The organism is Mycobacterium sp. pR1184, assembly GCF_041287235.1.
Lineage (GTDB): Bacteria > Actinomycetota > Actinomycetes > Mycobacteriales > Mycobacteriaceae > Mycobacterium.
In genome coordinates, this window is the sequence record NZ_JBGGKR010000007.1 from 277297 (window position 1) to 303890 (window position 26594).

The 26594-nt window shown below is 67.9% G+C and carries 20 protein-coding genes; 10 read left to right on the top strand and 10 right to left on the bottom strand.

Annotated elements, in window-relative coordinates:
• Window positions 1-23 precede the first annotated feature (23 nt).
• Entirely contained in the window at window positions 24-872 is an 849-nt protein-coding gene (rsmI, locus tag ACAG21_RS15150) for a 16S rRNA (cytidine(1402)-2'-O)-methyltransferase (protein WP_370496921.1), read from the top strand.
• Here rsmI and ACAG21_RS15155 read toward each other — a convergent pair.
• The 3 genes from ACAG21_RS15155 to ACAG21_RS15165 are packed head-to-tail and all read right to left on the bottom strand — an operon-like array spanning window position 869 to window position 4231.
• On the bottom strand, window positions 869-2122 hold the full coding sequence (locus tag ACAG21_RS15155; protein WP_370496922.1) for an aminodeoxychorismate synthase component I: 1254 nt from the start codon (window positions 2120-2122) through the stop codon (window positions 869-871). The genes rsmI and ACAG21_RS15155 overlap by 4 nt on opposite strands.
• Before the next feature lie 49 nt (window positions 2123-2171).
• Window positions 2172-3065 carry an RNA polymerase sigma-70 factor gene (locus ACAG21_RS15160; RefSeq protein ID WP_370496923.1) on the bottom strand — a complete coding sequence of 298 codons (894 nt, stop codon included), beginning with the start codon at window positions 3063-3065 and terminating at the stop codon, window positions 2172-2174.
• Entirely contained in the window at window positions 3062-4231 is a 1170-nt protein-coding gene (locus ACAG21_RS15165; RefSeq protein WP_370496924.1) for an NAD(P)/FAD-dependent oxidoreductase, read from the bottom strand. Before ACAG21_RS15165 ends, ACAG21_RS15160 begins: the two co-directional genes overlap by 4 nt.
• 162 nt (window positions 4232-4393) lie before the next feature.
• Between ACAG21_RS15165 and ACAG21_RS15170 the strand changes: the two genes are divergently transcribed.
• From ACAG21_RS15170 to ACAG21_RS15205, 8 genes are all read left to right on the top strand, one after another.
• On the top strand, window positions 4394-5953 hold the full coding sequence (locus tag ACAG21_RS15170) for a hypothetical protein (protein ID WP_370496926.1): 1560 nt from the start codon (window positions 4394-4396) through the stop codon (window positions 5951-5953).
• 133 nt (window positions 5954-6086) lie between these two features.
• On the top strand, window positions 6087-7934 hold the full coding sequence (locus tag ACAG21_RS15175; protein ID WP_370496927.1) for a putative bifunctional diguanylate cyclase/phosphodiesterase: 1848 nt from the start codon (window positions 6087-6089) through the stop codon (window positions 7932-7934).
• 9 nt (window positions 7935-7943) lie between these two features.
• Window positions 7944-9617: a hypothetical protein gene (locus tag ACAG21_RS15180; RefSeq protein ID WP_370496928.1), complete on the top strand. Its 1674-nt coding sequence runs from the start codon at window positions 7944-7946 to the stop codon at window positions 9615-9617.
• 172 nt (window positions 9618-9789) lie between these two features.
• Window positions 9790-11238, top strand: coding sequence for a Wzz/FepE/Etk N-terminal domain-containing protein (locus ACAG21_RS15185; RefSeq protein ID WP_370496929.1), 1449 nt, complete (start codon window positions 9790-9792; stop codon window positions 11236-11238).
• Entirely contained in the window at window positions 11235-12710 is a 1476-nt protein-coding gene (locus ACAG21_RS15190) for an O-antigen ligase family protein (protein WP_370496931.1), read from the top strand. Before ACAG21_RS15185 ends, ACAG21_RS15190 begins: the two co-directional genes overlap by 4 nt.
• A gap of 81 nt (window positions 12711-12791) precedes the next feature.
• Entirely contained in the window at window positions 12792-13805 is a 1014-nt protein-coding gene (locus ACAG21_RS15195) for a glycosyltransferase family 4 protein (RefSeq protein ID WP_370496932.1), read from the top strand.
• The gene (locus ACAG21_RS15200) at window positions 13792-14748 is read left to right on the top strand and encodes an aldo/keto reductase (protein WP_370496933.1); all 957 of its coding nucleotides are present in this window, start codon (window positions 13792-13794) and stop codon (window positions 14746-14748) included. Before ACAG21_RS15195 ends, ACAG21_RS15200 begins: the two co-directional genes overlap by 14 nt.
• On the top strand, window positions 14745-16442 hold the full coding sequence (locus tag ACAG21_RS15205) for a GMC family oxidoreductase (RefSeq protein ID WP_370496934.1): 1698 nt from the start codon (window positions 14745-14747) through the stop codon (window positions 16440-16442). Before ACAG21_RS15200 ends, ACAG21_RS15205 begins: the two co-directional genes overlap by 4 nt.
• Window positions 16443-16446: 4 nt before the next feature.
• Here ACAG21_RS15205 and ACAG21_RS15210 read toward each other — a convergent pair whose 3' ends face one another.
• Together ACAG21_RS15210 and ACAG21_RS15215 are read right to left on the bottom strand one after the other, a co-directional pair.
• Window positions 16447-17490 (bottom strand): glycosyltransferase, encoded by a 1044-nt coding sequence (locus tag ACAG21_RS15210; RefSeq protein WP_370496997.1) that lies wholly within the window; start codon window positions 17488-17490, stop codon window positions 16447-16449.
• A gap of 11 nt (window positions 17491-17501) precedes the next feature.
• Window positions 17502-18323, bottom strand: a complete 822-nt coding sequence (locus ACAG21_RS15215; RefSeq protein ID WP_370496935.1) for a class I SAM-dependent methyltransferase — start codon at window positions 18321-18323, stop codon at window positions 17502-17504.
• 223 nt (window positions 18324-18546) lie between these two features.
• Between ACAG21_RS15215 and ACAG21_RS15220 the strand changes: the two genes are divergently transcribed.
• A complete protein-coding gene (locus tag ACAG21_RS15220) occupies window positions 18547-19398 on the top strand; it encodes a hypothetical protein (protein ID WP_370496936.1) in 852 nt (283 codons plus the stop codon).
• A 22-nt stretch (window positions 19399-19420) separates the two neighbouring features.
• Here the strand turns inward: ACAG21_RS15220 and ACAG21_RS15225 are convergent, their stop codons facing one another.
• From ACAG21_RS15225 to ACAG21_RS15245, 5 genes are all read right to left on the bottom strand, one after another.
• Complete coding sequence (locus ACAG21_RS15225) at window positions 19421-21367, bottom strand: glycosyltransferase (RefSeq protein WP_370496938.1); 1947 nt, start codon at window positions 21365-21367, stop codon at window positions 19421-19423.
• Window positions 21364-22827 carry a flippase gene (locus ACAG21_RS15230; RefSeq protein WP_370496939.1) on the bottom strand — a complete coding sequence of 488 codons (1464 nt, stop codon included), beginning with the start codon at window positions 22825-22827 and terminating at the stop codon, window positions 21364-21366. Before ACAG21_RS15230 ends, ACAG21_RS15225 begins: the two co-directional genes overlap by 4 nt.
• 6 nt (window positions 22828-22833) lie before the next feature.
• Window positions 22834-24342 carry a sugar transferase gene (locus ACAG21_RS15235; RefSeq protein ID WP_370496940.1) on the bottom strand — a complete coding sequence of 503 codons (1509 nt, stop codon included), beginning with the start codon at window positions 24340-24342 and terminating at the stop codon, window positions 22834-22836.
• A gap of 149 nt (window positions 24343-24491) precedes the next feature.
• Complete coding sequence (locus ACAG21_RS15240) at window positions 24492-25055, bottom strand: dTDP-4-dehydrorhamnose 3,5-epimerase family protein (protein WP_370496941.1); 564 nt, start codon at window positions 25053-25055, stop codon at window positions 24492-24494.
• Between the two features lie 42 nt (window positions 25056-25097).
• On the bottom strand, window positions 25098-26255 hold the full coding sequence (locus tag ACAG21_RS15245; protein ID WP_370496942.1) for a PPE family protein: 1158 nt from the start codon (window positions 26253-26255) through the stop codon (window positions 25098-25100).
• Window positions 26256-26594: the final 339 nt, after the last annotated feature.

Sequence of the window (26594 nt, forward strand, 5' to 3'; positions counted from 1 at the left end):
AGCTCGATCGTAGGCTGTCCGTCATGCCCCACGGTCGCCTGTTGCTCGGTGCGACCCCGCTGGGCCAGCCGTCGGATGCCTCGCCGCGGCTGATCAAGGCGCTCGGCGAGGCCGATGTGGTGGCCGCCGAGGACACCCGGCGGGTGCGGACGCTGGCCAAAGCGCTCGGCGTCGCGATCACCGGCAAGGTGGTCAGCATGTTCGACCAAGTCGAGGCCACCCGGGTGCCTGCCCTGGTCGACGAGATCAAGGCCGGTGCGACGGTGCTGGTGGTCAGCGACGCCGGAATGCCGCTGATCAGCGACCCCGGCTACCGGATCGTCGCGGCGTGTGTCGACGCCGGTGTGCCGGTCACGTGCTTGCCCGGGCCGTCCGCGGTGACGACCGCGCTGGCGGTATCGGGTCTGCCGTCGGAGAAGTTCTGCTTCGAGGGTTTCGCGCCGCGCAAGAGCGGGGCGCGCAGAACGTGGCTGGCGTCGCTGGCCGACGAGCGGCGCACCTGCGTGTTCTTCGAGTCGCCGCGCCGGCTGGCGGCGTGTCTGAGCGATGCCGTCGAACAGCTCGGCGGTGCGCGTCGCGCCGCGATCTGCCGGGAGTTGACCAAGGTGCACGAGGAAGTGGTGCGCGGAACGCTGCAGGAGCTGGCGGCCTGGGCGGGCGATGGCGTGCTCGGTGAGATCACCGTAGTGCTGGGTGGAGCGACGCCGCCCGCCGATGTGCCGTCGCTGGTGGCGCGGGTTCAGGAGCTCGTCGCCGAGGGCGTTCGCGTCAAGGATGCCTGCAACGAGGTGGCCGCGGCGCATCCGGGCGTGCGCTCGCGACAGCTCTACGACGAAGTGCTCAAAGCGCGCGCCCGGACTGGCCCCGATTAGCCGACGCCGGCCGCGGCCGCGGTGCACGGCACCCCGACGACGGGAGCGGCCTTGTGCAGGCATTCCTCCCATTCGGCGTCGGGGTTGGAATCGGCGGTGATCCCGCCGCCGACGCCCAGCACCGCGGTGCCGGCGTCATCGAACTCCACCGTGCGGATCGCGACGTTGAGCTCACATCCCGCGATGGGCGACGCCAAACCGACTGTGCCGCAATATATCCCGCGACTGTGCAGTTCCCACTGCGAAATCAGCTGGCGGGCGCGATGTTTGGGTGTGCCGGTGACCGAGGCGGGCGGGAACGCGGCGTCCAGCAGTGCCGACGTGGGCAGCTCGGCGGGCACCTGCGCCGACACCGTCGACACCAGGTGCCACACACCCGGCGCGCGCCGCACGACCAGCAGCTCGGGCACCTTGACGGTGCCGGTGACCGCCACCCGGCCCAGGTCGTTGCGAACCAGGTCGACGATCATGATGTTCTCGGCCACCTCTTTCGGTGAGGCGCGCAGCGCCGACGGCCAGGCGTCCAGCGGCAGGGTCCCCTTGATCGGGCTCGACAGCACGGCGTTGCCGCGGCGGCGCAGGAACAGCTCGGGCGACAGCGACGCCACCGCAAAGCAGGGGCCGGCGACGTAGGCCGCGCGGGCCGGCGACGTGCGCGCGACACCGTCGACGAAGAAGTCCAGCGAGGACCCGACGACGGTCCCGGTAAACCGCGTGCACACGCACGCCTGATAGACCTCGCCCGCGCGAATCGCCTCCAGACACGCCAGCACCGCGCCGCGGTGCGCCTCGCGGTCGGCCACGTGCCAGTCGATCCGGCAGTTACGCGCCGGCCCCGGGGTCGCGGCCAGCGCGGCGGTCAGCCACTTCGGCATCGGCGCCCCGGACAGGCTCTCGTACCACCACCGCCCGTCGCGGTCGCGGCGCAACACGCAGTCGGTCCATCCGCCGGCGGCCTCGGGGATCCGATGCGGGCGCCCGTCGGCGCCGGCGTCCGGATAGGACAGGTAGCCGACCCAGCCGCCGCCCACCGCGGGCGACTCGTGGGTCTGCGAGCTCAGCGCAACCGCGAAGGCATCCGCCGGATCCACCGCCCGCACCGCCAGGCTCGGCGCGATGACCGCCAGCGCGCCGAACCACTCGCCGGTCAGCGCCGCGGGTGGCGACAACCCGAGCCGGCGGGCGGCATCCCCGATCGCGCGCAGCACACCGGGTGCTTCGCCGAGGTCGCCGAGCCGGTCAATCCGCACGGTCCTAGCTTGACAGAAGGTGAATTTTTCCGCCCCGGAGCGCCGCGACTCAGCCGCGGCTGATGTCGCGGGCCGTCGCCACCGCGGCCAGCTTGTCGGGGTTGCGCATCACATAGAAGTTGGTGATCAAGCCGTCGGCGATCTCCACGGTGATCACGCCCTCGAGATGGTCGCCGAGGTACAGCAGCACCGCCGGGGCACTGTTGCACGTCACCATTTCCGCGCGCAGCACGGCCGCGGCCTTGCGCATCAGCCCGGCGACAGCGCGGGCCACCCGGTCGGCCCCGACGACGGGCCGTCGGGCCGCGGACACTTTGCCGCCGCTGTCGGCCATCCAGGTGGCATCCGGCGCCAACATCGCCATCAGCCCGTCCACGTCGCCACTGGCCGCGGTGGTCAGGAACTGCGCGGTGATCTCGGCGTTGCGTTGCGGGTCGGTGTCGAAGCGCTTGCGCCGTGCCCGCACGTGCTCGCGGGCCCGGTGCGCGACCTGGCGGACCGTCGGCGCCGGTTTGCCCACCGCGTCGGCGATCTCGCCGTAGTCGAAGCCGAACACCTCGCGCAGCACGAACACCGCCCGCTCGTCCGGGCTCAGCGTTTCCAGCAGCACCAGCATGGCCATCGAAACCGATTCCGCCAGAACGACATCCGCCGACGGGTCCTGGTCGTCGAGCAGCAACGGCTCGGGCAGCCACGGCCCGACGTACTCCTCGCGGCGGCGGGCGCCGGCCCGCAGCGCGTTGAGCGCCTGGCGAGTCACCAGCTGGGCCAGATACGACCGGGTGTCGTGCACGCTCGACAAGTCGACGTCCGCCCACCGCAGATAACTGTCCTGCAGTACGTCGTCGGACTCGGTGGCCGAGCCGAGGATTTCGTAGGCGATGGTGAACAGCAGCGGGCGCAGCAGCGTGAATCGTTGCGCATGCTCGCCGGTCGCGATCATTTGATCGCGACCCGCTCGTCGGCGTGCTGCTCACGCCGATTACCGCCCTTGAGCCAGAAGTACGAGCCCGGTTTGGCGGCCTCGCGCCGGATGGCCCACAGCGTGCCCCGGCAGATTCGCTCCTTGATCGCGGCGGTGGTTCGGCCGCCCAGGGCGAGGTTCACCGGGGTGTCGTCGGTGCGCGCGAACTGCAGCGTGCCGCGGCTGCGGCCGATGCTGATGCACTGGCCGACGAACGCCTGGTTGAGCGCCGTGGGGGTGTGGCCGGCGATCCGGGCGAGCACGGTCTCGGCGGCCTGGGCACCCAACGGTTCGGCGGCCTGGCAGCTCATCCGCAGCGGCCGGCCCGAGGGCGCGGCGGCGTCGCCGGCGGCGACGATGCGGGCGTCGTCGACGCTGGTCAAGGTCTCGTCGGTGAGCAGCCGCCCCAGCTCGTCGGTGCGCAGGCCGCTGCGGGCGGCCAGCTCCGGCACGGTGAACCCCGCCGTCCACACCGTCGCCGCGCTGGGCAACACCGCGCCGTCGCTGAGCACCACGCTGTCCCAGCGGACCTCACTCACGGCGACGGATTCGCAAATGGTGACCTCGAGCTGGCGCAGCTGCTTGGCCACCGAGCGCCGGCCCCGTGCGCTCAGCGACGCCCCCAGCGTGCCACCACAGACCAGGGTCACCGGGCGGCCCTGCTCGGCCAGCTCCGAAGCCGTCTCGATGCCGGTCAACCCGCCGCCGACCACGGTGACCGCGGCATTGCGGGGCAGGTCGGCCAGCGCATAGCGCAGCCGCTGTGCGCTTTCCAGGTCGCAGATCGAATGGGCGAACTTGGCGGCCCCGGGTGTCGCGGGCACCGTGCCCGTGCTGCCGACGGCATAGATCAGGTAGTCGTAATCCAGCGCGGTGCCAGACGTCAGCTCCAGGCGACGGGCAACGATGTCGATCCGCTCGACGGCGTCGACGACCAACTGGATTCCCTCACCCAGCAGCGACCCGTAGTCGGCCGTTGCGGCACCGGTCTCGGCGACCAGCTGGTGCAAGCGAATTCGCTCGACGAAGACCGGGCGGGGATTCACCAGCGTGATCTCGAGGTCCGGCCGCTGCCGCAGGCGATTGGCGGCCAGGGTGCCGGCGTATCCACCGCCGACGATGACGACACGAGTGATGTTGGTCATTGCTGTCTCCCTATTCTCTTTCCAAAGGTGTGCCCTGGAGACACCGCAGGACCGCGGGGCGTGACAATTCGCCGCTGATTGTGAGCTGTATCACTCAATGCCCGCCGCCCGGCGTGGAGCCGCCACTCACACCGAGGCGCGCCTGCCTCTAGCATCGCAACGATGGTCCGGACACTGAGGCGATGCGCGGCGGCGGCGGCGGGCGCTTGCGCGGTCCTCGTGTTGAGCGGCTGCGGGGGTCACAACAGCCCTGGGCCGCTGTCGGCCATGGTCAGCCCGGCCATCCCGCCCAGCGTTGCGGATATCCCGAACCCGCTGCGCGGCCAGTACGAAGACTTGATGAATCCGCTTTTCCCGCAAGGCAATCCCGCCCAGCAGCGCTACCCGGCGTGGCCGGCGTCGTACGACGCCAGCATGCAGATCTCGTGGCGGCAGTTGCAGCCCACCGATCCGGCCACGCTGCCGCCGGATACACCCGATGACCGCAAGTTCGACTTCAGTGCGATCGACGACGCGCTGAACAAGTTGGCCAGCCGCAACATGCGGCTCGCCCTGCGTATCTATGCCTACAGCCCCGATCCGAACGGCACCGGGATCGCCGTTCCCGAATGGGCGCGGCCGCTGACCACCAGCTATCCGCCGCCGCCGAACAGCCCCGGGGTGCCGCAAGTGGTGCCGAACTGGGACGACCCGCGCTATCTCGACGCCGTCGGCAAACTGGTCGCCGCGCTGGGCCGCCGCTATGACGGCGACGAGCGGCTGGCCGTCTTCGAATTCTCCGGATACAACCAGTTTCGGGACCAGGGCATCAGCGCCGCGTCGATCCGCCAGCTGGTCGCGGCGAACGTCGACGCCTTCGGCCACACGCAATTGGTGGTGGCGCCGCAGAACGCGGAGATCGTGCGCGAACTGCTCTCCGACGACGTCACCAAGAAGCTGTCCGCCCCGGTCGGCATCCGCTCGGACTGCCTCGGCGTCGCCTCGCCGTTGCCCGCCTGGGCCGAGTCCGGCGACTCCCAGTACGTCCGGAACAACGATGCGGTCGTCACCGCGATCAAGCAGCGACTGCGCTCCGCGCCGGTGATCACCGAATGGTGTTCCCTGCCCGGTGGGGCCGACTCGAAGGGCTACTACGAGAAGGGCCTGCACGACGTCGTCAAGTACCACGTGTCGATGACGTCGAGCGCGAACTTCCCGGACCGGGATTCGACATCGGCGATGGACCCCAAGCTGTATGCGCTGTGGGCGCAGGCCAATGCCGCTGCCGGATACCGGTATTCGGTCGAGGCGAAGCCCGGATCGCAATCGATTCAGGGCAAGATCGCGGCCATCTCGGTGGAGTGGACGAACTACGGCGCGGCGGCCGCCACCGAACAGTGGTCGCCCAACTACAAGCTGGTCGATTACACCGGTGCGGTGGTTCGCACCCTGCCCGCCACGGTCAACCTGAAGACATTGGTGCACGACGATTCCAGCCCGTCCCGCGAGGAGGCGGTGCCGGCGTCGTCCACCGAGACCGTGCACGTCGACCTGTCCGGGTTGGCGCCCGGGCACTACACGCTGCGCGCCTCGGTGGACTGGCAACAACACAAGCCGGGCGCCTCGCACGTGGTGAACTACGTGCCGATGGCGCTGGCTCGCGACGGACGCGACGGCTCCGGCCTGTACCCGATTGCGACCCTTGACATCCCGCGCGACAACACCGGCGCGACCAACGGTTGACACCGCCCGCGACGCCGAGCTCAAGCCCGGAGGAAATGCGTCGTGCATGATACGGTTGCCTAACTAATATCTTCCGTGACCTGCTCAAATCTGGCCGCTCGGTCGGGACAAGCGCCCCATATCGGAGGTCTCCATGCCGCGCAGCCTGGACTTGGTCGTAGCCTCCGTCGCCACTGCGCTGATGGAGGCCACGGCGGCCACGGCGACCGAGGTGAGCCAAAAAGTCCTCGCGCGGCTGGTCGAGCAATTCAGCCTGGACGCCGGTTTCCTGCGGCACCGTGACGAGTTGTCGCGCGCCTCGGTGCTGGTCGCGGAATTCCCGCCGCGCGCCGAGGGTGCGACGGCCGCGGTCCCCTACAGCAACGCCGAGCCCCTGCTCGCCGAGTGCGAGCAGGGCAGGAAGCCGGTGGTGATATCGCGCGGTCGGCGTTCGCGGTGGCACTGGCTGGCGCGGCCCAAGCAACCCGGCGAGCCCTCGGTGGCGGCCGCGCCGCTGGTGTCGGGCGAGGTGACGACCGGCGTGCTCGGTTTCGTCAGGTTCGGCGACCGCAAGTGGAAGCAAACCGAGATCAACACACTCGAGGCGGTCGCCGCCTTATTCGCGCAGCTGCAAGCGCGCCTTGCCGCCGAGGAGAAGCTTCGCTATCTGGCCGAGCACGACGATCTGACCGGCCTGTACAACCGCCGGGCGCTGGTCGCGCACTTGTCCGAACGGCTTGCCGCCGGAAAGCCGGGGCCCGTCGCGGTGCTGTATCTCGACCTCGATCGGCTGAAGCCGATCAACGACTACCTGGGCCACACCGCCGGTGACTGGTTCATCAGAGTCTTCGCGCAACGCATCCAGGTCTGTGCCGGCGCCCAGGCCATGATCGCCCGGCTCGGTGGCGACGAGTTCGTCGTCGTGCCCGAGCAGTCGATGTCACCGGAGACCGCGGAGTCGTTCGCGCGCCGGCTGTCGAAGATGCTGTGCGAGCGACTCGCGATCGGCGGCCACATGATCAGCCGCACCGTCAGCATCGGGCTCGCCGTCGGCATGCCGGAACGTGACAACTGCACCGCGCTGCTGCGCCGTGCCGACGAGGCCGTGCTGACCGCCAAGCGCGCCGGCGGCAACCAGATCGCGGTGTTCACCGACGACATGTCACTCAAAAGCGCCTTTCGCAACGACATCGAGCTGCACCTGCAGGGGGATATCGGCAGCGAAGCGCTACTGCTGCACTACCTGCCCGAGGTCGACTTGTGGACCGGCGCGGTGGTGGCCGCCGAGGCGCTGGTCCGCTGGCGGCACCCGATCTGGGGGATGCTGCTGCCGGACTCGTTCATCGGCGTCGCCGAATCGACCAACCTGGCCGGTGAGCTGGGCCGCTGGGTGCTGCGAACCGCGTGCGCCGAATTCGGCCGGTGGCGCGCCAAGGGGGTGGGGCTGGACGCCACCCTGCGGATCAATGTGTCGCCCATGCAGCTGATCACCCGCGGCTTCGTGCGCAGCGTCGCCGAGACGATCGACGAGTTCGGCATCGATGCCGGATCGTTGTGCCTGGAGATCACCGAGCGTGCCGTCGTGCATGACATCGAAGCGACCTTCAATACCCTCGCGGAGCTCAAAGAGGTCGGGGTGCAGCTGGCGATCGACGACTTCGGTACCGGCTATGCGGTGCTGTCACACCTCAAGCAGCTGCCGGTCGACATGCTCAAGATCGACGCCGGGTTCGTGCGCGACCTGGGGACCAACGCCGGCGATCTGGCCATCGTCCGCGCCATCATCGGGCTCGCCGAGGCATTCGGTCTGCAAGTCGTCGCCGAGGGAGTCGAGACCCCTGCTGCCGCACTGACTTTGATGCAGCACGGGTGTCACCGCGCGCAAGGGTTCCTGCTGTCCAGACCCGTCCCCGGCGATGCGATGGAGGCATTGTTCTCGGCGCGCTGGATGCCGATGCCATTCCTGGCCGATCGTGAGGCCTTGTCGCAGGGCGCAAATTAGCATCGCTACGTGATCCGAAGACTGGGCAAATGCACGGTGGCCGTTGCGGTGTGCGCGGCGCTGGTTTTGAGCGGGTGTAGCAAGACGACCGATCCTGAGCCGCTGAGCGTGATCGCCAGCCCGGCCATTCCGCTCGGGGTGCAGGAGGTGCCGAACCCGTTGCGCGGCCAGTACGAGGACCTGCTGATGCCGCTGTTCCCCCAGGCGAATCCCGCGCAGCGCCGGTACGGGTCGTGGCCGGCGTCGTACGACGCGAGCATGCGTTTCACCTGGCGGCAGTTGCAGCCCGTCGATCCGAGCACGCTGCCGCCCGATGCTCCCGACGACGTCAAATTCGACTTCAGCGCGATCGACGACGCGTTGACGAAGCTGGCCGGCCGCAACATGCGGCTGACGATCCGGATCGTCGCCTACAGCTCGTGCTGCGACACCGTCTATCCGTCCAACACCAGCATCGCCATCCCCGACTGGATGCGGCCGGTGGCCACCGACTATCCCTCGCCGCCCAAGTACTGGTGGACCCCCGGGGTGACGCAGGTGGTGCCCAACTGGAATGACCAGCGCTACCTGGACGCGTTCGGTCAGCTGCTGGCGGCGCTGGGCCGCCGCTATGACCGCGACGAGCGGCTGAGCGTCTTCGAGTTTTCCGGCTACGGCGACTTCAGCGAAAACCACATCGCCTACTTGCGCGACAAGCTGAACGCGCCGGGCCCGTCGCCGGACGAGAGTGTGGCGAAGCTGGGCTATTACAGCCAGTTTCGGGACCAGAACATCACCAGCGCGTCGATCGCCAAGCTCGTGGCGGCGAACGTCAACGCGTTCCCCCACACCCAGTTGGTGGTGACCCCGATGAACGTGGACATCGTGCGACAGCTGTTCGCCGACTGGGTCACCAAAGCGTTGTCGGCGCCGGTGGGTATCCGGTCGGATTGCCTCGGCGTCTACGCACCGCTGCCGGTGTGGGCCGAGTCCGCCGGCTCGCACTACGTGCAGCTCAACGATCCGCTCGTCAAGCAGATCAAGGATCGGCTCGCGTCGGGACTGGTGATCACCGAGTGGTGCCAGCTGCCCGACGGGACCGACCCGAACAGCTACTACGAGAAGGGGCTACGCGACGTCGTCAAGTACCACGTGTCGATGACGTCGAGCTTCAACTTCCCGGCGGTCAACGCGACCTCGCCGATGGATCCGGCGCTGTTCCTGCTGTGGTCGAAGGCCAACGTTGTCGCCGGCTACCGATATTCGGTCGAGGCGCGCAAAGGCTCGCAAGCGTCGCATGACGGGGAAGCGACGCTCGGCGTCACCTGGACCAACTACGGTTCGGCGGGCGCTTCCGAGAAATGGGTCCCCGGCTACCGGCTGGTGGATTTCAGCGGGGCGGTGGTCCGCGAGATGCAATCGACCGTGAATCTGAAGACCCTGGTGCGCGGGGACAACTCCGGTAACGAGCCCGCGCCGGCGTCGGGGGACGAAACCGTGACCGTCGATATCGGCAGCTTGCCACCCGGCAACTACACCCTGCAGGCGGCGGCCACCTGGCAACAGCACAAACCCGACGCGTCGCACGTGGTGAACTATCCGCCGATGCGGCTGGCCCGCGACGGGCGAGACGGCACCGGGTGGTACCCCCTGGCGACCATCGACATACCGCGCGAGGTGGTCACTTCCACGCCCCGGCAGTAAATGGCGCGTAGGGTGCCTCGGCAAACCACGCAAAAGTCCGCCACTGCCTGGGCGGACGATCGGATCTCGATTTGACCATGCTGCATAATGAGCGTTGGGTTTGCGCAGCGGCGGTTTAGGAGACCGAATGGATGCTCTAGCCCCGCTGAGCTACTAGAAGGGTATTCGTTGGATGGATTTCCGTACTTTTGTCCGGATTATCGCGGCGCACTGGAAGCTGGCAGCGGGCGCGTTCCTGGCGTGTGTGCTCGGCGCGGTGGTGGTTACGGCGTTGCAGACCAAGCACTATCAGTCGTCGGCCACGATCCTGATCTCGTTCTCCGGGGCCACCGACCTGACCGAGCTGTACAACGGCACGCTGACCGCGCAGGAGCGGCTGTCGTCGTACGCCCAGATCGCCGGCGGGCGCACGGTGGCCGAGCGCGCGATCAGCCAGCTACAGGTCCCGATGAGTCCCGATGCCCTGGTGAGCCAGACGCAGGTGAAGTACACCGCGAAGTCGATGCTGTTCACGATCTCGGTCAAGGACACCGATCCGACGCGCGCCGCGGCGCTGGCCGGGGCGATGGCCGACCAGTTCGCGACGATGGTCCCGACGCTCGGTGTGACCGCGCACTCGACCAACGGCGCGCCACAGAGCAGCACCGCCCCACGACCCGACACCGGTGACACACCTCCGCCGTCCGAGGTGCCCGGCCAGCCGACGGCCAAGCCGTTGCCGGTAGCCAGGGCCCGAGTGGTGGAGGCGCCCCGGGTGCCCACCCACGCGATCGCCCCGTCGCCGGTACGCAACGTGGCGATGGGTCTGATCGCCGGTCTGCTGCTGAGCATCGCGGTGGCGCTGACCCGGGAGGCGACCGACCGCACCGTGCGCACCCGCGAGAAGCTGGAAGAGCTGTCCGGCTTGCCGACGTTAGGGGAGCTGCCCGGAAAGCGGGGCACCGCACCGAAATTCGGCACCGACATCGCATTCGACGACGCGGTGCGCGGTCTGCGCACCCGGCTGAGCCGGGCGATGGGGCCCGATGCCAGCCGGGTGTTGGTGGCGGCACCGTTCGGCGGTGAGGGAACCACGACGACGGTGCTGAATCTGGCGCGGGCCTTCACCGAACTCGGTCAAGACGTACTGCTCGTCGAGGGCGACACCCGGCGGCCGGTGATCGCCGGTCTGCTCAGCGTCGAATCGGGCGAGGGACTGGCGCATGCGCTGGCCGACCCCAGCATCGCCGTGCAGGCCGTACGCGCGACCCCGATTTCCAGGTTGTTCCTGCTCGCGGCCCGGTCCGGCCGGCGCGGCGAGGGAGTGCCCGCCAGCGCGTTCACCCCGAACGTGATCGACAACGTGCTGGCGAACCTGTCGTCGCGGTTCGGCCAGACCGTGGTGGACGGCCCACCGGTGCTGGCGACGGCCGATTCCGGCCTGCTGGCCGGCGCGGTGCAGGCCACGGTGCTGGTCGTGCGCGCGAATCGCACCACCGTCGACGAACTCACCGACGCCCTGGCCGCGCTGCGTACCGCCGGCGCGAACATCGTCGGAACCGTGCTGACCGACGCCAAGCCGTCGGTGCACAGCAGGGCCGCGGCCCGCGCGTATCGAGGAAAGATCAGCGGGTCGGCGTGATTCCCTACCTGCGCAGCCGCGACCGCCTGGTGGTGGCTGCCGCTGCGCTGACGGTGTTCCTGCTGGGATGCTTCCTGTTCGGCGTGTTCTCGGTACGGCGGACCACCGAGGGCGTGCTCTTGATCGCTGCCCTGTTCTGCCTGGTCGTGTACTGGGTGAAGCCCGAAGGCATGGTCGCGGTCACGTTCTTCGGGGCGTTCGCGGCGCTGCCGGAAGGCCTGCACGTCGGAAAGGTCATCGGCCCGGTCGCGATCTACGCCTACCAGATCACCGCCCTGCTCTCGATCTTGTATCTGCTTCCCAAGGTCAGACCCCGGTTCTCCGATTACCTCCTGCCGGGGGTGTTCGCGATGACCGTGCTGCTCTACACGTTCTACGGATTCTGGGCCGGGCATGACGACCTGATGGTGGCCCGTGAATCGACGACGCTGCTCGAAATGGTGGCCGGGTTCGTGCTGGGGATGCTGGTCGTCTGGGGCCGTCACGCGGAGTGGCTGGTCCGCGTCATGATCGTGATTCTCTGGTTTTCGGCGGCCATGGCGATCGTCAGTTCGTTGCATGCCGTCCGGTTGGCCGGCCGGGCGGAGAGCCTGGAAGAGGCGACGGGTGCCGGCCAGGCACTGCGCATCGTGCTGTCCACTCAGACACCGGCCACCGCCGTGCTGTCCGCGCTGGTCGCCGCCGCGATCGTGGGCCGGGTGAAGCCCACGATGTTCTACGCGCTGGGTCCGCCCGCGCTGATCATCTCGCTGCTGTCCTTCTCCCGGAACACGCTGATCGCCATGGTGGTCGCCGCGCTGGTGGCCCTGCTGTCCAGCTTCGGATTGCCGGCGCTGCGCCGGCTGGGCACGGTCGTGTTGGTCAGCTTGGCGGCTCTGGCGGTCACGGTGCCCGGATCGCTGTTCTTGCTGCAGCATTCGCAGGCCGGGGCGTGGCTGAGCGACCAGTTCACCGCGTTCGGCCAACGGGTGCTGGGCGGTATTTCGACGAGCGCGCTGGCCGTCGACCAGTCGACGCTGGACCGGCTGCAGGAAAACGCCCGGCTCAACACCGCGATCGCCGAGGCGCCGATCTTCGGCCACGGCCTCGGCTACGCCTATCAGCTGCCGACCGGGAACGACCCGGATGCCTTCTCCTGGAAGCTGGGCCCCACCTACTCGCACCTCTTCTACCAGTGGTGGTTGGCCAAGGCCGGGGCGGTGGGTGTGGCGGTGTTCGCGTGGTTCGCCGCGACCCCCATTGTCAAGGCGGCCCGACGCGCGTCGGCGCCGGCCAAGATCAGCGCGGCGGTCAGCACCAGCCTGCTGGCGATTTCCGCGGTCTGGCCGTTGCCCGAGATGCCAATGGACGCGTTGGCGCTGGGTCTGGCTCTCGGAGCGACGATGGGATTTGCTGGGCTGGACCGTCGGGAGCGCGAAGCCGGCCGCGACACCGTCGACGAGATTCCGGAGCTGGCCGCCGCGCCCAGCTGAAATTTTTCAAAGCGTTACCCAGACCAGCGCTGACCTGGTTTATCTTGACCTGGTGGCCAGTTTGCTGGGGGACCTAGCCGGGTGTTAGCCGTTACCCACGTTGGCCCCGACATGTACAGCTTCGGCGGCACCCAGTCCGTCATCCGGGTCATTCGCGACAACCAGATCGGCGCCGACGACATCCGCGTGCTGTCCACCTGGGACGGCGGCAACCACGCGAAGAGCTTCCTGCTCACCGCGCGCGCGGGCGCGGCGCTCGCCCGCACCGCTCGTCCGGCCATCGTGCACTTCCACATCTCCAACGGCGGCGCGTGGCTGCGCGAGGGACCGCTGATCCGGCTCGCGCGAGCGCGCGGTTTCCGGATCATCGTCACCATCCACGGCTCCGATTTTCACGAGTTCGCGACGTCGCGACCCCGGTTCGTGGGAGCCACGCTGAAATGTGCCGACCACGTGATCCTGTTGTCGGAGCAAGCTCGTGCCGCCGTTGCAGCGGTGGCGCCGTCGGTGCATACCTCCGTGGTCGCCAACCCGATCCCGATCGATCGAGATGCGCCACCGGCGAGCTTGACGCCACCCGTGGCGCTGTTCGCCGGGACCATCGGTCGCCGCAAAGGTGTCGACGACCTGGTCGCCGCCTGGCGGCTGCTGCTCGACCAGGGCATCGAAGGGCAGCTTCGGATCGTCGGGCGCATCGACGACTACACCCCGCCGCCCACCGAGCGCATGTCGGTGGAAGGTCCGGTACACCCCGACGAGATCCGCGATCTGCTCCGGACGGTTCGCGTGGTCGTCCTGCCGTCCTACGCCGAAGGAATGCCGATGATCCTCACCGAGGCCCTCGCCGGCGCGCGGCCATTCGTGGCCACCCCGGTGGGCGGAACAGCGGAGATCGCATCGGACCCGGGTATGCTCGTGCCGGTTGGTGATGTGCCCGCGCTGGCCGCCGCGATAGGCCGCTATCTGCGCAATCCGGGTTTGGCCGAGCGCGATGGGCTGCGCGGCCAGCAGCACATCGCGGCGACGCGTAGCCCCCAAATCATCGACGCCGAACTTCGCCGGATCTACGGGGGCTGTGCGATTGAAGCGAGTTGAACTGCAGGGACCGCAGCTCGCCGTGAGTGCGGTCGGTTTCGGCTGCGGCGGATTGATGCAGTCGCCGTCGCGCAAGGAGCGGATGGCCGTCCTCGGCAGCGCGGTGGACAACGGGATCACCCACTTCGACACCGCGCGGATGTATGGCCTCGGAATGGCCGAAGCGGAACTGGGGGCGTTCGTGCGCACGGTCGGTCGCGACGCCGTCACCATTGCCACCAAGTTCGGCATCGATGTCGGCGGCGCGGCACGGCGACTCGCCCGGTTTCAAGCCCCGGCGCGGGCGCTGCTGCGCAAGGCGCCGGCGCTGCGCCGCGCCGTCAAGCGACGCCAGGGACCCGACACCACTGTCCGGGAGTATGACGCGGCGATCGCGGCGCGCAGCCTCGACGCGAGCCTTGCCGCGTTGGGCGTCGACTACGTCGACATCCTCTTGCTGCACGCGCCCAAGCCCGGCGACACGGTGCGCGACGGCGAACTGCGTGAGTTCTTCGCGAATGCCAAGCAGCAGGGCAAGATTCGCGCCTGGGGCGTCTCCCAGGACGAAGGGCTCGAGGTGGATTTCGCGGCGGCGTTCGCGCCCGAGGGCGTCAGCCAATTCCGCAGCGATCTGCTCAATCCCGCGCCGCGCCCTGCCGACCTCGCGTTCGGCGTGCTGAACAGGCCGTACACGACGCTGTCCGGCGCGCTGTCGGCCGACCAGCGGCTGGCCGCACAGTGGCGCGAGGCCCTGCAACTCGATCCGCTGGCTCCCGGCGTGCTGCCGAAGCTGATCATCGGGTCGTCGGCCGCGGCGACCGGATCGCCCGCGATTCTCTACAGCACCACCAAGCCGCACCGAATCGCCGAAGCGGCGAGCGCCGTCTCGTCGCCGCTGGACACGGAGACCCTGACGCGGTTCCTCGGCCTCGTCGCGCAGTTCCGGGAAGGTGCGGTCGCGTGATCCGCGCCCCGGAGGAGTTCGCCGCCGCCACGACGATCGAGACCGACGTCGTGGTCGTCGGGGCCGGCGCGGTAGGCATCGCCACGGCGCTGGAACTCGCCGGGGCCGGCGTGCGGGTGGCGTTGATCGAAAGCGGCCTCGAGCGACCCGACGAAGCGGCACAGGACCTGGCCACGCTCGACTCGCACCAGGACGACTACTTCCATGCGCGCAGCGAGCTGACGGTCCGGCGACAGGTCGGCGGAACCACGGCGCTGTGGGGCGGGCGGTGCGTCAAGTTCGACCCGATCGATTTCGAGGACCGGCCGATCACCGCGCAGGCGCCCTGGCCGATCGGCGACGACGACATCGCTGCCTACCGGCAACGAGCCTGCGATTGGGCGGGGTGCGGTCAGGCGAAATTCAATGCGCGCGAGATCCCCGAGATCGCGAATAACAGTCTGGTCGTTGGGCTTCCGGACGGCGCGGTGCGCACCACCGATCTGGAACGCTGGGCCTTGCCGACGCGGTTCGGCCGCGAATATCGCAGCGCGTTGCGCGACGCCCCCACTTTGACGCTGTGGACCGGGCTCACCTGCACCGAGATCGTGACGACCGAGGCCGGCGACGCCGTCGACCACCTCGTGGTCAAGACACTGGCCGGCCGGCAGGGCAGGGTCGTCGCGCGGGACTACATCATCGCGACCGGTGGTCTGGAGGCAACCCGGCTGTTGATGGTGTCGGATCGCCGTCATCCCGCCGGTCTGGGAAATGCCGGCGGCCACCTCGGGCGCTGGTACATGTCCCACGTCGAGGCCCGGGTCGCGCGCGTGCATTTCAACACCGACAAGGTCATTCACGCCTACGAACGGGACCGCGACGGCGTGTACCTTCGCCGCCGCTTCACCTTCGACCCGCAGCTGCTGCGCGACGCCGGGATGCCGAATGCCGCTGTGTGGCTGGTGAATCCGGCGATCAGCGACCCGAGTCACGGCAGCGGGATTCTGTCGGGCGTCTACCTGACGCTGATCTCACCGTTCGGCCGTTTCCTGCTGGCCGCGGCGATCCGCGAGGCACACACCAAGCGGGCCGGCTCGCCCCGGGTGCTCGCGCATCTGCGCAATATCGTGCGCGACCTGTTTCCGTCGATCCGCTTCGCGATCACGTTCTCCTACGCCAGGTTCCTGCGCAGGGGCCGCAAGGCGCCGGGGTTTTTCGTCAAGAGCGCCGACAACACCTATGCGCTGCACTACCACGGCGAGCATCTTCCGCATTGGGAGAGTCGCGTCGAGCTGACCGATGAACGAGATGCGTTGGGAATGCGCAGGATTCGCACTCATATGCACTTCTCCGAAGACGATTTGGTCAGCGTGCGCAAGGCCATCGGCCTGATCGACGAACACCTGCGCCGCCACGGTGCCGGATCGGTGGAATGGCTCAGCGAGGACGTCGAGGGCCTGGTGCGCGAGTACCTGAGCGAGATGGGCGGTTTCCATCAGGTGGGTACCACCCGGATGTCGGTGGCCCCCGAGGACGGCGTGGTGGACCCGAACCTTCAGGTGCACGGGGTGCGCGGGTTGTACATCGCGAGCACGTCGGTACTGCCCACGTCGAGCCAGGCCAACCCCACGCTGCTCGGCATCGCGCTGGGAGTGCGTCTTGCCGACCATGTCGCGAGGGCCCAGTGCCGGCCTTCGGATTCCCGGACCGCCTGAGACGTCAGCGCCGGCGGGCCAGCACCTCGTCGATGACTTCGAGGAAGCGGTCCGCGACGATGTCGACGGCGCAATGCTGTGCGTAGTGGCGCGCCGCCGCGGCCCCGAGTTGGGCCGCGACGGAGGAGTCGGCCAGCAGGTCGAACGCGGCGGCCAGCCCGGCGACGTCGTCGATACCGATCGGCGGGCAACCCGGCGGCTGGTATTCGGGCAGCCCGCCCGCGGTGGACACGATCGGCATGACGCCCAGCTGCATCGAGAGCACCTGCACCCCGCTTTGTGATGCCCGCCGGTAGTGCGAGATCGAGCCCTTGGCGGTCGACAACGCGGGGATGACATCGGCGTAGCGGTAGCTGCCGTTGCGCCACACCGTGTGTTTGGGCAAGGCGGCGGCATCCAGCGGGCCGTCGCCGATCAGCACCAGGTTGTCGCCGCGCCAGCCGTCGCCGGTGACGTGTCGCTGCCAGGCCTCCAGCACGACGTCGACGTTTTTGTACGGGTTGAGCCGGCCGAACAGGACGAAGTCACGGCGTCCCTGCGCGCCCACGAACGGCGGGATGCGGGATAGGTCGACATCGCTGGCAAGCGGCACGACGTGCACCGGTGTGCCCGCGACGTCGCGGCGCCCGGCCACCCCGGCCGCGACGTATCGGCTATAGGTGATGGTGGCCGCCGACCGGGCGCCCCAGCGGTCGAACACCGCACGCTCGTAGGCCGGCGTCTGTTCGTCGGGGTCGTGCGGGCGGTCGTCATGCACCACCTGGATGCGCGGCGCCAGCCCGGCCAGCGCGATCCAGCGTGGGTCGCGGACGATCTCGGCGATCACCACGTCGGGAGCGAACTTGCGGATCTGGCGCCAGGCGTTGAAGGTCGGCACCCAGGTCGACGCGGTCTTGAACCGCGGATCGAGCACCAACTCGTAGTCGCGAGCGGCGTCGGACTCCGGGTGTTTGTCAGAGGTCACCAGCAGCACATCGGCGCCATGGCGGATCAGCGCCTCGGACTGCACGCGCACCGCCGGCCGCGTCCACGGCGAAAGCCAAAGCACCCGAGGTGAATTCACTGCCCTCCGTCGGCCTGTAGGAAGATGTCGGCGTCGGTCCACATCTTGGTTTCCAGCGATCGCCGGGGCACCGCCGCAAGCAGGTTCGTCACATGTGGTGAGGCGAGCAACCGCCAGACAAGGGGATTGATCTTGGCCCGTGTCCAGATGTGCAGACCCATGCCGCCGATTGCCCACCACCGGGTCTTGGAGGTGTGGAACCGCATGCCGAAGCGCTGCCCGATCAGTTCCAGGGTCCGCTTCTGGTAGAAGGTGATGTGCTGCCCGGTGGCAAAGGCGTAGTACATCCATTCCTCGGTGTCAGGGGGACCGCCGTCGAAAAGCTCCGTCGTGAAGACGATCGTGTCGGTGCCGGTGGTGTCGAGCAGCTCGGCCACGAATGCGACCGGGTCGGCGAGATGCTCCATCACCTCGAAGGCGGTGACGACGGTATACGGCGCGCCCGGACCCGCCTTTGCCTCGAAGCCCTGCGCGGTCAGGTTGGGGGAGTACTTGTCGGTCCAGTAGTAGTCGAAGCCGATGTCGCGCATCAGGCGGGTGAAGACGCCGTAGCCCCCGGCCGCGTCGAGAAACCGGCCGCGCGGATCGAAGAGGAAATACAGCAACACGGACATGACCCGCGCCAGGTATTGGTTGCGCCACAGCATCGTGGTGTCCGCCGCCGCCATCGGGCTGGCATACGCCTCGTCGAGCCAATAGGGCTCTTCGGTGGCCAGCACACCGCAGTTATCGCAGAAGTAGTACTTGCAATCGTATTTGCAGAGCACCTCGTGATTGAACGCCGGCGTGGTGGCCGAACTGCAGATGCGGCACCGCACGGTCTCAATTTCCTCCTGAGCATCCTCGCGATATCAGCCAACCGGGGAGGACAGTGGCAAACCTACGGCACATTCCGCGCGGTGAGCAACCCTACGCCCGGGGCGATCCGCCACGCGCGGCGGTACGGGGGAAATCGCCGGGGCTACAAGAACTCCCACGTGCGGAGTTGTCCACCGCGATACGCAAATTCCGCGGTCTGGGGATGGTAGCTTTAGTGACCAAATGCCCAAAGAGACGCTCAAGGAAAAGATCCGGCGCATCCTCGGCACCCAAACGCGGGATCAGCTCAAGGATCTGATCCTGTTCGACCATTCTCAGTCGCTGAAGGCGAACCATCCGAATCCGCTGAACCGCGCGGGCAAGAAGTGTTTTTCGTCGACGGACGAGGACGGCATCACGCTGGAGATCCTGCGCCGCATCGGCCACCTCGAGGACGGGGTATTCGCCGAATTCGGCGTCGGCGACGGGACGGAAAACAACACGCTGATTCTTGCCGCCCTGGGCTGGAAGGGCTTCTGGGTCGGGGGACAGGAACTTGCGGTCACCTACCGGGACGGTCCGCACTTCACTTACGAGAAGGCCTGGATCACCGCGGAGAACATCCTGGCGCTGAGCGCGACATGCCTGCGCCGAATCGGTGCCAGCGTGGTCGACGTCGTCTCGCTGGATTTGGACGGCAACGACATCTACCTGGTCGAAAGGCTGTTGGCAGACGGGATGCGCCCGAAGCTTTTCATCGTCGAGTACAACGCCAAGTTCCCGCCGCCGGTGAAATTTCAGATCAGCTACGACCCCGACCACCAATGGCAGTCCGACGACTATTTCGGAGCGTCGCTGAGTAGCTTCGTCGCCCTGTTCGCGCGCTTCGACTACCGGCTGGTGTGCTGCAACTCCCATTCGGGTACCAATGCCTTTTTCGTCGACAACGCTGTGTCGCAGCACTTTGCGGACGTGCCGACCGACATCGGCGAGCTCTACGTCGAGCCCCGGTACTTCCTGTATTCGGGGCGGTACTCGCAGCACCAGACATCGCTGCGCACGATCGAAAAGATACTGGGCCCTCGCGAGCAGTAAATCCTAAGCGGCACAACCGGATTCATAGTACCGCGTTGATCGCCTCGACATAGGCGTCGGTCATCGCCTCCACCGTGTAATGCTGGTGCATGCGCTCGAAGCCGCGCCGCCCGATCGACGGCAGTTCGTCGGGCTCCGCGAGGATGTCCGCCAAGCGCTCTCGCCATCCCGACACCGACACCGGGTCGACGAGGAACCCCGCCTTTCCGAAATCCAGCATCTCCGGCACGGCGCAAATCGCCGACGCCGCAACCGGTATCGACCGGGCCATCGCCTCGAGAATCACCAGCGGGAAAGCCTCGGAGCGGCTGGGGACACACAGCAGATCCGCATCGGCCAGCGCCGTCTCGGGGCCGGGGACCCAGCCGCGCCAGTGCACCCGGTCGCGCAGTTCCGCCGGCGTACGTGCCTGCAGTCTCTCCCGGTCCGGACCGTCACCGAAAATCGATAACTGCCAAGGCATGTCGGCCAGTCCGGCGAGCGCCTCGACCAGTAGGTGTGGGTTTTTGTGTTCGAGGATGCGCGACAACATCACCAGGTGCAACGGTTCGCCGGCGGTCCTGGTCCGGGTCGGTGGCAACCGATCGCCGGCCCGGACCACCCCGTTGGGGGCGACGAAGCGCCGGCCCCAGAGCCTGTGCTGTGCGGTCAGCATGTCCCAGTGCCGTTGTGCCAGAACGATGAAGCCGTCTGCCCGGCGCATGGCGATGGTCAGCGGCCGGGAATAGATGGGCCGGTCCTGCTCGGGAGGAACATGCGGTGCCACCAGCCAGCGCCGGCCCTTGCCGGCCGCCCGCCACAACGTCGCAAAGCCCGCCTCGGTGTTGGTGTCGGCCGTGATCAGCACGGTCGGCCCCTCGGGCACGTCGATCGCCGGCGCCCACCAGGGCTGGCGCACCACCCGCACGGTAGGCGGGATCTCGGCGATCAACGGGCCGAACCGCTGCACGCAGACGATCGTGACCGAGTAGCCGCGCCGGTCCAATTCAGTTGCCAACAAAGCCTTTTGGCGCTCAGCACCGCCGTAAACCAGACGGTTGCTGGAGATCACGATCGACGGCAGGTCGGTGCGGCGGGCGACGGGCACCTCACGCCTGGACCGCTGAACACGCTGCAGCAGCGTGGTGGCGGCCAGATACAGATCCGCGTGATGAACGCTCTTCTGGTGCTCGAGCAGTAGCGCGGTGTTGGTGCGCGCCAACTCCAGCTCGCGGCGGCGCTGGACGCCCCTGCCGGCCGCCGGGGCGCCCCGATCGACACCGAGTTCGTCGGCCAGCACCAACCGCCAGCCCGCCGCGCGGGCGCGCGCCTGCCAGTCGGCCGTCTCGCCGTAGCCGAAGAACTCTTCGTCGAAGCCGCCGATGGTGTTCCACGCCGCGCGGTTGATCGCCAGACAGGTGCCGTCCAAATCGCCGTCAAGACTGTGTGATTCGAGCGGTTGTCGGGCATAGCGCGGTGAGATCGGCGTGCCGCGCAGCGAGTCGGAGTAACCGGCTTCGGCCATCAGCGCCCTCGCGACGGTGTGGCGCCGGGTCGCGACGTCCCAGGGCTTGCGGTCGTCCGCCGGGTCCTGCGCCATCGGCGCGACCGCCGCGACTTTCGGCCGGCGCAGCAACTCTCGGGTATGCGTCAAGGGCCCCAGCAGCCGGGCGCCGGCACGCAGCAAGAGCAGATCGGCGTCGGCTGGTGCATGCTGCACCAGCGCGTTATATGCCGCCGCGACACCGGTATTGGCCGACCCGGCCACCCAGTGCACCGTCGGGTACCGGGTGGCCAGCTCGCCGGGCGTGCAGGTATAGACGTAGACCGGCAGCTCGGGTAGGTGCTCGGCGACGCCGGCCAGGCAGCGCTGCAGCGCGTCATCAGAGTCGTGCGCGACGATCAGCACCGCAAGTGACCGCGTCGACGGCAACGCGGCCGAGTCGCCGACCGGTTGCTTCAGATAGGACCGATCCAACTCATGCTTCATGCCGCGAGCTGACTCCGCCGCAGCGAGCTCAGGTCCGACCAGCGCAGCGGACCGACGGCCGCGCTGGTGGCCAGGTAGACGAAGGCGGCGACTGCCAGGACGACAACCACGTGATAGCCCGAAAGTAGCAGTGTGACAACGACACTGGCGCCCGTCGGCACCAGCACCCGCAGCAGGAAGACCATCGGTGTGCGGTAGCCGCAATGCCGGCGCAGCCACCAGCTGCTGATCACCATGTTGAAGAACTCCGTGCACACCAGCGCGACACCGGGCCCGACCGCACCGTAGCGCCCGGCCAGCCAGAGGTTGAGCGCGACGTTGAGCACCAGGGTGGCGATCGTCAACCAGAACAAGATCCGCTGATGATGGCTGGCAACCAAACCCTGGCCGAGGGTGCCGCTGACGAATCGCAGTGCCGCAGCGACGAATAGCAATGCCAGGGTCGGGGTTCCGCGGGCGACGAACGCCTTGTCGCCGAACAGCCCGATCAACGGACCGGCCAGCAACGCGCCGATCACCGCGACCGGCACCGCGACGAAGTACATCAGCTCGACGCTGCGGCGCAGAAAGCCGGCGAACGCGACGACGTCCCGCGCGAACAGCTCGGTGGCCGTCGACAGCGTCGACTTGAGGAAGATCAGCGACACCACGATCGTGTTGAATGCGATCGTGAACGCCAACCCGTACACACCGACCTCGGAGTGGGTGCTCAACAGCGACAGGATCACGCCGTCGGCGCGGCAGTACAGCAACCCGACGACGAGGAATCCGATCAGCGGCAGGCTTTCCCGCAACAGGTCGGTGGCCTCGCGTGGCGCGAAGACCGGCCGCACCGAGATGTGCCGCATCACGGCGGCCCCCTGGATCAGCAGCGCCGCGGCGGGCGGAATGAGTTGTGCGACAGCGAACCAGATGACGTCGGCGCGCTGCGCCACCAGGATGGCGACCATCGCCAGCGCGCCGAGGCGCCCGACGACGTCGGAGATCGCCACGGCGGAGAACCGCACGGTGGCAAGGAACACCGGCTCGAACCGCGTCACCATGGTCTGCATCAGCAGCGCCCCGGACAGCACGATGAGCATCACCTGCACATCGGAGTCGTGATAGATCAGCAAGCCCGACCCGGCCGCCAGCAGCGCCAGCGGAACGCAGTAGACCAGGGCCATACCGCTGTTGACGCGGACCAGGCGCTCGAGGTCGCCGTGGCCGGAGGTCACCCGCCGCACGATCACGGTGGCGATGCCGAGGTCGGCCAGGCTGGTCCACATGGCGATGAACAGCATCGCGATGGACAGCAGACCGTACCGCCCGGGACCCAGGTAGCGGGCGGTCATGGCCACCGACACCACCGAGGCCATCATCCCCAGCGCGCGGCAGATCAGCTGGATGGAGAACGCGTGAGCCATCCGCCGCAGCGGGACTGACGGTACGACCGCACCGGGTGCCGTCGGCTCAGTCATGACTCCCTAGTATGCGCCGTGACTTGTCAGGACGGCCTTGACGGTCTTGGCAATGATCATCAGGTCGCCCGCCATCGACCAGTTGTCGACGTAGGACAGATCCAATCGGACCGATTGCTCCCAGGAAAGTTCTGAGCGACCACTTACCTGCCACAATCCGCTGACGCCCGGCTTCACCAGCAACCGGCGCGCGACGTCACCGTCGTAGTTCTCGACTTCCCGGCGCAGCGGCGGCCGCGGTCCGACGACACTCATGTCGCCCTTGATCACATTGATGAACTGCGGCAGCTCGTCGATGCTGAAGCGGCGCAGGATCCGGCCGACCGGCGTGACGCGCGGGTCGCGGCGCATCTTGAACAGCATGCCGCCGGCGCTTTCGTTGTGCGCCAGCAGCTGGTCGAGCTGCTGGTCGGCGCCGTCGGTCATCGTGCGGAACTTCAGCATCGTGAACGGTTGTCCGTCCATGCCGATGCGCTCGGATGGGTAGAAGACGGGGCCCTTACTGGTCAGCTTGACCGCGATCGCCGCGGCGATCAGCACCGGTGCCGTCGCGATCAGCGCGGCCAGGGAGAAACAGAAGTCGAAGGCCTGCTTCTGAAAGCGCTGGGTGCCTTCGTATTGCGGCTTCTCGACGTGCAGCAGCGGCAACCCGGCGGTCAGCTGCAGGGTCAGTCGCGCTTCGGCGACGTCCATCACGCCGGGTGAGACGACCAGGTCGACGTCCTTGGTCTCCAACTGCCACATCAGTTCTCGGATCCCGCGAACCCCGAAGTGCTCGGTCCGCGTGACCGCGACGGTGTCGGCGCCGCACTTGTCGATCGCCTCTACAGCGTGGCTTTCGTCGCCCAGGATCGGGACCTCGCGGCCCTCGACCACCAGGGTGTTGCCGCGCGACGGGCCGTATCCGGGAATGCAGACCCCGACCACGACGCAGCCCGCCCGGGGGTCGCGGGCCAGCTCGTGCGCGAGGTGCGCGACGGCCTGGCGGTCACCGACCGCGAGGACCTTGGTCTGGCATTGGCCGCGGGCCCGCTTACCGCCCAGGTGCTGGCGCCACAGGCTGCGGCTGGCCAGCAGTCCGAAGGTACCGGCGGGCAGCGCGATCGCGAGGTAACCGCGGGCCAGGTCGACCTTGGCGAGCAGGGTCACCATCGCGATGATGCCGAACGTCCAGAACGACGCGCTGCCGATCCGGCGGTACTCGTCGATGCCCGACCCGATGATGCGCGGGGACCGAGTCTGGAACACCGCCAGCGCCGACAGCCACAGCGCCGCGAAGAGAATCGAGAACAGCGTCATGACCGGGCCCGAGTAGGCCGAGGTCCGAGCCGGCGACTCCCCGAATCGGACGAGTTGGGCGAGCATCACCGATCCCGAGACGATCAGCGTGTCGCTGGCGCGCAGCCGCCCCGCGTACACGTCTTGCCAGCGCCGCACGGCCTTGGTGTCGGGCACCGGCACCGACTGGGTGGCCAGCGCGGAACCAGGAAGTCGACCGCCCGGCAACGAAATCATCCCTGTTGGCCTTCGCTTATACGGTGGCTGGTTGGGGCGGAACGCAGTCGCGGACGGTGCCGGAGACATCGGCATGATCATGGCTCGGCGTCCTCAGGTCGCACATGACGGGTAGATCACCTGAAGAGCCGGCGCGGTGGCGGCGCCCCTCAGCATGATGCGGCGCTCACAATCGGCAGCGGCCGCGGCGCGTACGCCGGCCAGCTGGCGTCCTCCTCGGAGATGACGGTGACCGGCAGCGGCCATTCGATTCCGAATTCCGCGTCGTTCCAACGCAATCCCTGCTCGTCGGCCCGCTCACGGTGACCGCTGATCTGGAAGTGGACCTCGGTGTTGGCGGTCAGCGTCTGAAAGCCGTAGGCGACGAAGGGCGGCAGGAACAGCGCCCGGTGATTGTCGGCGTTGAGCTCGACCATCATGTGGTCGCCAAAAGTCTGTGAATCGGGCCGGATGTCGACGACGGCGGCGGCAATCGCACCGCGGGTGCAGCGCAACAACCGGGACTCGACGAACGGTGGAACCTGAAAGTGCAGACCCCGCACCGTGCCGCGGGTGTAGTTGAAGAACACGTCCGTCTCGGTGACTTTGAACGTCAGGCCGTAACGATCGAATTCCTTGGCGCTGAACAAGCGCGACGAAAAGCCGCGGTGGTCCCGCTGCGGTTCGATGTCGACGATGGTCACGCCGGCGACCTTCGTGGGCGTGTACTTCACCTACCGCTCCTTCCGTACCAGGTATTCATCGAAGGCATGTCCTTATCCAGCGGCGAACGGGCGAGCCATGGCGGTGGGGATGAGCCCGTAGCGAGGAACCGGCGGTGTGCGCGGCGCGGTGCCACGCGCCATGGGCAGCCCGCCCAGCATGTTCGGCATTGAGCTGCCGTTCAGGGCGATGTTCGGCAGCGCGGCGGCCGCCATCGGGGTTTGCGGGATCACGCTGGTCCAGGCCGTGGGCACCGACATCGGGCCCAGGTGGGCCGCCGTGCCGAGGCTGCCGATTACGCTCGATCCGATGTTCGGCAGCGCCGATGCCGCGCTTGCCGCACCCGACGCCGCACCTTGTGCGGCGGCCGCGGCGCCTTCCGCGGCGGTCCGGGCCATACCCTGCGCGGTCTGGGCCATCGACAGCACGGAGGACATCCCGTACAGCGGGGTGGCGCCCGCGTTGAGGTAGTTCGGCAGCCAGCTGGGTACCTGGGACGCGAGGTTGGTCAGCGTGTCCGAAACGGCGGTGCTGGTGCCCGTCGACACCGTGCTGGTGCCGGGCGTGGTCAGCGACTGCATCGTGGTGGGCACCTGCGAAACCAGGTTCGCCAGATCCGCGTGCTGCAATCCGGTGGAGACCGTGGCCTGGCTGACGGCGTTGCTCTGGGCGACCAACCCGGCGTCATCGGTGACCTTCGGCGGAAGGTTGAACTGGGAGACGTCGCAGACGGCCACCGAGTTTCCGGCGTACTGGTACATCGCCGCGGCGTCCTGCGCCCACATCTCGCCGTATTCGGCTTCGTTGGCGGCGATCGCGGCCGAGTTCTGGCCGAAGAAGTTGGTGGACATCAGCGTGGCGAGCTGAACCCGGTTGGCCGTCACCACCGGAGGCGGGACAGTCATCGCGAAGGCGGCTTCATAGATTTCGACGGCGAGCGTGGCGTGGCTGGCTGCCTCCTCTGCCCGCGCGGCCGCGCCCGACATCCATGCGACATACGGACCGAAGGCCGAGGCCATGGTCAGCGAGGTGGGGCCCAGCCACCGTCCGGTGGTCAGTCCACTAATCAGCGTCCGGTATGAGCTCGCCGCCGAATGCAGCTCGGTGGCCAGGTTGGCCCAGGCGACCGCGGCCATGGCCATCGAACTGGGGCCGGGGCCGGCGTACATCCGCGCGGAGTTGATCTCCGGGGGCAAAGCGCCAAAGTCCATTGTCTGAATCCCTGGTCAGCGAGCCGAGCGGGCCGCTGCGGCCTGGCTGGTCGACTGAGTGACGACGAACGACATGTTTTCCATCCCCGAGAGATTTGCTCTAACAAACTGGCGAGTTGATAATAACCCAAAAAACATACTAATAGTCAACGTTTCTGGCAGTGATGCTGACTACAAGTATCGGGGGTGTCGTGAACACAGCCGTTAATTCCGGGACCGTGCTGCTAACCTCAGAGTCAGTTCAAATGTCGTCCCGAGAATCGCGGTGCGGGTTTGCGCGAACCGCTGAAGAGCCGAGGTGCGCGCCCTGCTCGAGGAAGGCATCAACGTTATGAAGGC

What these genes read in the sequence shown, in the direction of transcription:
- rsmI (WP_370496921.1), top strand. Translation starts at nt 24, where the DNA reads ATGCCCCACGGTCGCCTGTTGCTCGGTGCGACCCCGCTGGGCCAGCCG.
- ACAG21_RS15160 (WP_370496923.1), bottom strand. Translation starts at nt 3,065, where the DNA reads ATGATCGCGACCGGCGAGCATGCGCAACGATTCACGCTGCTGCGCCCG.
- ACAG21_RS15165 (WP_370496924.1), bottom strand. Translation starts at nt 4,231, where the DNA reads ATGACCAACATCACTCGTGTCGTCATCGTCGGCGGTGGATACGCCGGC.
- ACAG21_RS15170 (WP_370496926.1), top strand. Translation starts at nt 4,394, where the DNA reads ATGGTCCGGACACTGAGGCGATGCGCGGCGGCGGCGGCGGGCGCTTGC.
- ACAG21_RS15175 (WP_370496927.1), top strand. Translation starts at nt 6,087, where the DNA reads ATGCCGCGCAGCCTGGACTTGGTCGTAGCCTCCGTCGCCACTGCGCTG.
- ACAG21_RS15185 (WP_370496929.1), top strand. Translation starts at nt 9,790, where the DNA reads ATGGATTTCCGTACTTTTGTCCGGATTATCGCGGCGCACTGGAAGCTG.
- ACAG21_RS15220 (WP_370496936.1), top strand. Translation starts at nt 18,547, where the DNA reads ATGCCCAAAGAGACGCTCAAGGAAAAGATCCGGCGCATCCTCGGCACC.
- ACAG21_RS15225 (WP_370496938.1), bottom strand. Translation starts at nt 21,367, where the DNA reads ATGAAGCATGAGTTGGATCGGTCCTATCTGAAGCAACCGGTCGGCGAC.
- ACAG21_RS15230 (WP_370496939.1), bottom strand. Translation starts at nt 22,827, where the DNA reads ATGACTGAGCCGACGGCACCCGGTGCGGTCGTACCGTCAGTCCCGCTG.
- ACAG21_RS15235 (WP_370496940.1), bottom strand. Translation starts at nt 24,342, where the DNA reads ATGATTTCGTTGCCGGGCGGTCGACTTCCTGGTTCCGCGCTGGCCACC.
- ACAG21_RS15245 (WP_370496942.1), bottom strand. Translation starts at nt 26,255, where the DNA reads ATGGACTTTGGCGCTTTGCCCCCGGAGATCAACTCCGCGCGGATGTAC.